Here is a 6,646-nt window from a genome sequence, read left to right as displayed (position 1 = left end):
CGCGCGCGCTCTCCGGTACAGGCATGTACCCGCTGCTCGGCTACTCCTGGGAGCTGAGGATGCCGACGGGCGTGCAGATCGTGGTCGGGCCGGAGGAGATCCGGAAGGCCGTGCGCGAGCAGGTGAAGTACGGCGCGGACTGGATCAAGTTCTACGCGGACCGTCGCTACTTCTTCGCGCCCGACGGCCGGCTGCGCTCCTGGGTCAACTTCACGGACGAAGAGCTGAGGATGATCGTGGCCGAGGCGCAGCGCCTGGGTCGCAAGGTCGCCGCCCACGCCGTCGGCTGGGACGGCATCGATGCTGCGTTGCGCGCGGGCGTCCACACCATCGAGCACGGCCACGGCATTACCGAGGACCTCATGGACCGCATGGTACGCCAGAGGGTCTACTGGTGCCCCACGATCCACGTGGGCGTGTATGTAGCGCCCGGCCGGGGCGGCAACTGGCCGCGCATGGTCGAGGCGCAGGCAGCCGCCTTCGGCAAGGCGGTGCGTAAAGGTGTCATGATCTGCTACGGCACGGACGCGGGCGGATACGCCTGGACCGAGCCCATGGCGCGCGAGTTCTCGCACATGGTCCGCTACGGCATGAGCCCGATGGACGCGATTCGCGCGGCCACCTCCGTGAACGCACGGCTGCTCGAGCAGCAGGAGAATCTGGGGTCCGTCGAGCCCGGCCGGTACGCCGACCTGATCGCCGTGCGCGGCGACCCGCTGCAGGACATCAGCGAGCTGGAGCGCGTGTTTTTCGTGATGAAAGGGGGCGTCGTTTACAAGACAGACAGGTAGTGCTGCGACAGGAAGGTTTTGCAAAGTTGCGTCATCCCGACCGAGCCGCTGCAGTCCTCGACCTGCGGCCTGGACACGGCCTAGGGGCGCGTCCCACGGGCCTCCGCGGGCGCCTCACCCACCTGCCCCAGTGTGGCACGCAGGCGCTGCGAGAGGACGCGGTAGATGCCGCGCGCAATGGCGGGGTTCCGGTCGACCAGCGCATCGAAGCTGTCCCGGTCGATGCGCAGCAGGGTCGTGGGCTCGGCTGCGGTCGCAGTCGCGGAGCGCGGCTCGCGGTCCAGCAGCGCCATTTCGCCCAGCCCCTCGCGCGCGCCCAGCAGCGCGATACGGCGGCCGCCGCGGTCGATGCGCACGCTGCCGGTCAGCACTACGTAGAATGCGTCGCCCGGGTCGCCTTCCCGGAACAGCACCTCACCGGCAGGCAGGTGCAGGTCCTCGGCCACGCGGGCCACGCCCAGCAGCTCGTCGCCCGGCAGCGTCCGGAACAGCGATGAACCCTTGAGCACCATAACTTTCTCGATCACCGGGATCATGCCGCGCTCCTCCTCCGTCAACGGGTGAGCCTCACGCCTGCGGCGCGCCTCGCCTCCAGCCGCGCCGTCGCTATCCATCAGAAAGGCAGCGCAAGCGCGGACCCATGGCTCGCGTTCCGCCGCCAGTGCTTCCAGCGGGCGGGCCAGCACGCGCCGCGTATCGGGCGCCAGCCTGCCGGCAGCGGCCACGCGATCCTGTACCGGGGCCGCGTCCACGAGCAGCAGGACCAGTGCGGCCTCGGGCGGCGGCAGCAGCCCTTCCAGCAGCTCGAGCGCATTGCTGCGCTGCGCCGCGTCCTCGGCAAACAGGTGGGTATACACGGCTTCCAGCCGCGCGGGATCGTAGCCGAGTGATAGCAGCGCGATGACACGGTGGGCGGCCCGGCGGTGGAGTCCCGCCAACTCGCCGGCGACAAAGCTGGCCCGCTCCGGGTCCGGCTTGGTCTGCCGAGCCCGGGCCCGGCCCAGCGGCGCGCCGCCATCGCGAAGCGCTGCCGCCAGCAGCTCGTGCCGCAGCCCTTGCCGGACCTCGGCCTCGAGCAGCGGCCGGAGCAGGCCGGTCTCCAGCGGCGGCAGCCGGCCGGCGCGGCGCAGCCGCACCAGACAGGTGAGTGCTGCGCCCATCAGCTCCGGTTCGCGCAGCCAGGCGAGCAGCCGGTCGCGCGCGCCGCGATCATCCAGTGAAGACAGCGCGGTGAGCAGCGCTCGGCGCGCGGGCAGCTCGAGGTCGGGCCGGCCGAGCAGCTCGTCAAAGGCCGGCAGGGCCGCGGGCCCCAGCGCGGCCAGCGCATCCAGCGCGGCCGTGCGGGTGGCCGGGTTGACTACCGCCGCAACCACGGCCGGCAAGGCAGAAGCCTCGCGCAGCGCCGCCACCGCGCCCAGCGCGGCGTTGCGGTCGGCCGTGTCCCCGGAGGCGAGCAGCTCGCGCATCTTCTCCCGCGCCAGCGAGCTGCCTGTCCGGGCATCATGCCGGGCCAGGGCGATCAGCGCCTCGCGGCGCACACCAGCATCGGGGTGGCCGAGAAAGCGAGGGGCCAGTGCGGGCAGGGGCGCGTCCTCCGCCCCGGCCAGTGCCGCCAGCAGCGCCTGCAGCGCAACTGGTGAAGTCTCGACCGCCAGTCTCGCGATCAGCGGGCGCAGTTCCCGGTTGGGACCGGCGTCCTCCTCCACGTCGGCCAGCGCTGTGGCCGCCTCCGCCCGCACCTCGGGCACCGGGTGCTCGAGCAGGGGCAGGAGCCGCGGGCGCGCCTCGGCCACGGGCGCGCCGCGCAGCAGTGAAATCGCGAACACGACGACTCCGGCGTCCGCATCCGCCAGGGCGCGGTCCAGGATGCGGTAGGCGTTCCGATCCAGCATGGGCAGGCCGCCCGCCACGCCCGCCGCGAGGTTGAGGGTGCGCCGCAGCAGCGCCTGCTCGAGCGCGGCCAGATAGGCCGCCTGGTAGCGTACGAAGAGTGCTACCATGCCGCCTGCCGCCGCCATGGTGAGAAGCGACAGGTTGTTCACGCCCAGCCGTGGTGCGAACAGGATCAACAGCCCGCCAGCCGCCGCCTGTGAGACCGGCCGGATAACACCCGAAATGGTAGCGTACGCCGGCCCCTTGACCGCCGGCGGATAGGGCGTGAGCGATACCTGCTCGACCGTCCGCTGCAGGCTGAAGCGTATCGCGTCGTCCAGGAAGCGCAGCACCATCAGCAGCTTGAAGCCGCCGAACAGGAAGAGGGAGGCGGCCACCCCGCCAATGGCGCCGGCCTGCGTCAGCGAGCCCGCGCTCACGCCGAAATGCTGCACCAGCAGCCGGGAGGCCGTGGTCTGCAGGAGGAAGCTGCCCAGCCCTACCGCGCCCGCAACCGTGCCGTAGATCGAGGTGATCTGGTCCCGCGTAAAGGCTACCTGCAGCGTGGCCTTGAACTGGTAGTCCACCACGGTCGAAATCACCATGGTCAGAAATACGGCCAGCGCCACCAGACCGAGCAGGCGCTCCTCGCCCAGGGCGCGGAAGCCGCGGTGCACACTCTCGGCAAACGTGTGCCCGGAACGCCGACGCCCCACGCCCGCCGCTACGCTCCCGGCCTCGGGGGCCAGCCTCATGAGCGGCACAGGGGCGAGGAGCAGGGCGGCAGCCAGCAGCAGCAGGTTGGGGGTGCCCAGCAGCCTCGTGGCGGGCGTGAGCCCGAAGCCTGCCAGCATGCCAGCCATGCTGCCGCCGCTCGCAACCAGCGCCAGCAGCCGCTTGGCCTGCCGCCCGGTGAGCAGGTCGCCGATCGTTCCCCACGCCTGGGTGACGGCCAGCACCCCGACCACCGAGACCCAGAGGTAGAGGACGAAGGCGATGCCGGGCGCGAACGCGAACCAGACCCGGCCCACCACCAGCGAGCCGGCCCACACCAGCGCCATGACCTCGCCCAGCCGAGGCCGCGAGAGCACACCCACCAGGCCGGCGAAGCCGACGGCGAAGGTGGCACTGACCAGGGCCGACGCGATAATCACGTAGGGAATGAACTCGGGAGTGTTGTAGACCGAGAGGAACAGGCCATTCTTGAGGGAGGAGAGCACCACGACGGCCGCGGTCGTGAGGAACACATAGCAGCCCAGCACTGCGACCAGCCGCAGCTCGCCTGGCCGTATGTTCAGGGCGCGGCGAGCCGCGCCCTGCCAGACCCGGGCCGCCCGAGCCCGCGCTCTGCTATGCGCCAACTGAAACCCTTCCGCGCGCCGATTACAACTCGAGGGAAAGGCCTACCTTCACCAGGTGGTCGTCCTTGCGCACGTCCGGCGAAGGCGGCCGGGAATCGCGGTTGTAGCTGTGCCCGAGACTCACGCCCAGCTTGCGGCTGATGCGCACCGTCAGCGCCGTTTCCGCCTCGACCAGGTAATCCGCGGCAACGTTCCACAAGGGCTGGTAGAAGGTAGTGCTCTCCAGCCGCACTGCCCCGCCTAACTGCCGCTGCGCCTTCAGCCGCCAGCTCCAGCGAGTGTTGCGCTGGAACTGATCGAGCAACGGGAGCTGAGCGACGTCGTAATCCTCATAGCTGTACACCACCGCCAGGCTCAGTGAAGCTTTCCCCGCGGGCGAATCCCAGAACGTGTGCTTGATACCCGCGCCGCCGCTGGTGCGCAGGTCCAGCCTGCGGAACCGGTCATGCTCCCCGGTGGTGAAAAAGAACGGCGACCACATGCTGTGCGGGTAGAGATCGAACTTGAGCCCACCCCGGAAGCGGCGCGCCACCTCCTTGCCTTCGCTCCGGCCATAGCGCAGGTCGCCGTCCAGCGCGAGCTCGAACAGCTCCTGGCGCAGGTGCGTGAGGCTCACAGCCGAGGTCAGCACTGCCAGCCGCTCATTGCCACTGGCCGCAGTGAAGCCCAGATCGACCACCAGCTTCCAGCGCTCTGGCGGCGTCGCCGGAGGAGCAGCCGCCTGCTGCTGCGCGCGCACGCCGAGGGGGAGAGCCAGGAGGCCGAGGGAAAGGGCGAGAACGGCCGGGAGCGCACGAGCCCGCATTGCTGTAAACTCGCGGGTCCGTGGGCGGGCGGCAAGCCGGGGAGCGGGAAGCGCTTTCAATCTTTCATCTTTGGCTCATAACGCCCATCTTTGCGGCCGCTTCCCACCATGGCACTGCCGGAAGAGCGGGGTGCGGAGGCCCAAGAGGATAGCCAGATCGGCCAACATGAAAGATGCAAACATGGTCCGAGGAGCAGCCGGGGCCGCGGCGCTGGTGCTGGTGGCGGCGTCGTCGGCCTCGGCCCAGAGGCCGGTAGACTGGGACGCTCTGGCGCAGGAGGCGGCGCAGCTCCTTTCCGCTTACATCCGCATCAACACCACCAATCCGCCGGGCAATGAGCCAACCGCGGCGGCGTTCCTGCGCCGCGTGCTGGAGCGGGAGGGCATCCCGGTCACCGTATGGGAGCCGGCCCCGGGCAAGGCGAACCTGCTGGCGCGGCTCAAGGGGACGGGCGAGCGGCGCCCGATTGTCTTGCTCAACCACATGGATGTTGTGCCCGCCTCGCCCGAGTATTGGAGCGTGGACCCGTTCGGCGGTGTGATCCGCGACGGTTACGTATGGGGGCGCGGCGCACTGGACATGAAGGGGCTCGCCATTGCCCAGCTCATGAGCGTCCTGGCCGTGAAGCGCAGTGGCGTGCGCCGCACGCGTGACCTGATCTTCCTGGCCACGGCGGACGAGGAGATCGGCGGCGCGCTGGGCGCGGGCGACGTCGTCGCCAACCACCTGGACTGGGTGCGCGGCGCCGAGTTCGTGATCAACGAGGGCGGCGACATCGCGCTGGGCTCGGGCGGGCGCGTGCTGTATTACGGCGTGGGCGTAACGGAAAAGTCGCCCTTCTGGCTGGACGTGATCGCCCGCGGCCCCGGCGGCCATGGATCGGTGCCGCGGCAGGAGGCGGCGCCGCACCGGCTGGTGAGGGCACTGGAGTTGATCCGGAACTGGGAGACGCCGGTCACGGTGCTGCCCGTGGTGGAGCGCTATTTCCGGGACATAGCTATTACGGCGGATCCCGACCTGCGGCCGCTCTTTGCCGACATCCGGCGGGCCGTCGAGGACCCGGCCTCGCTGGCGACGATTACGCGCAACCCCTCGCACAACGCGCTCTTGCGCAACACCATGTCGATCACCGTGCTTTCCGCCTCCGAGAAGACCAATGTGGTGCCGGCGGAGGCACGCGCCGAGCTGGACGTGCGGCTGCTTCCCGGCCAGGAGCCGGCCGCGTTCCTGGGCGCGCTGCGCGGCCTGGTGGGCGACGAGGCCATCACGATCCAGCCGCAGGGGATCGGCTGGGCGGCCACGGGTTCGCCCAGCGATTCGGGACTGCTGCGCGCGGTCGAGACGGTAGCGCGGCGCAATGATCCGGGCGCCATCATCACCACGCTGATGCTGGCGGGCTTCACCGACTGCCATTACTTCCGCGAGCGCGGCATCGCCTGCTACGGCATTGACCCCTTCCGCGTGCCCGAGGCCGAGAGCCGCGCCGTGCACGGCAATGACGAGCGCATCTCGATTGCCAACCTGCGCTTTGGCACGAAATTCCTGTACGACGTCGTCCGCGAGCTGAGCCGGTGAGGCAGGGCCGGCCCGGCAGGCCTGGAAGCGGGACCGGGCCGCCGCAGCGCTTTGGCGCCGTGCTCTTCGACTGCGATTCCACGCTCTCGGCCATCGAGGGGGTCGAGGAGCTGGCGGCGGCGCACCGGGCCGAGGTCGTGGCGCTGACCGAGTCGGCCATGCGCGGGCAGGTGCCGCTCGAGCAGGTGTACGCGCGGCGCCTCGAGCTGGCGCGTCCCACGCGGGAGCGCGTGGCCGAGCT

General features: G+C 70.4%; 5 protein-coding genes. 3 read left to right on the top strand and 2 right to left on the bottom strand.

From position 1 onward, the window contains the following. Positions 1-23 precede the first annotated feature (23 nt). Positions 24-791 (top strand): amidohydrolase family protein, encoded by a 768-nt coding sequence (locus tag HY703_11910; GenBank protein ID MBI4545894.1) that lies wholly within the window; start codon positions 24-26, stop codon positions 789-791. 80 nt (positions 792-871) lie between these two features. On the opposite strand, the gene HY703_11905 is transcribed toward HY703_11910, so the two are convergent. Both HY703_11905 and HY703_11900 read right to left on the bottom strand, forming a co-directional pair. Next, entirely contained in the window at positions 872-4,024 is a 3,153-nt protein-coding gene (locus HY703_11905) for a cyclic nucleotide-binding domain-containing protein (protein ID MBI4545893.1), read from the bottom strand. 22 nt (positions 4,025-4,046) lie between these two features. Then, positions 4,047-4,829 (bottom strand): DUF481 domain-containing protein, encoded by a 783-nt coding sequence (locus HY703_11900; protein ID MBI4545892.1) that lies wholly within the window; start codon positions 4,827-4,829, stop codon positions 4,047-4,049. Between the two features lie 181 nt (positions 4,830-5,010). Here HY703_11900 and HY703_11895 point away from each other — a divergent pair, with 181 nt between their 5' ends. Next, positions 5,011-6,405 carry a M20/M25/M40 family metallo-hydrolase gene (locus HY703_11895; protein ID MBI4545891.1) on the top strand — a complete coding sequence of 465 codons (1,395 nt, stop codon included), beginning with the start codon at positions 5,011-5,013 and terminating at the stop codon, positions 6,403-6,405. Beyond that, positions 6,402-6,646: hypothetical protein (locus HY703_11890; protein MBI4545890.1), on the top strand; the 245-nt coding region annotated here is incomplete at its 3' end. The genes HY703_11895 and HY703_11890, both read left to right, overlap by 4 nt.

Source organism: Gemmatimonadota bacterium (assembly GCA_016209965.1).
Lineage (GTDB): Bacteria > Gemmatimonadota > Gemmatimonadetes > Longimicrobiales > RSA9 > JACQVE01.
Note: the sequence above shows the minus strand (reverse complement) of the source record. Positions and strands in the feature narration are given on the sequence as shown.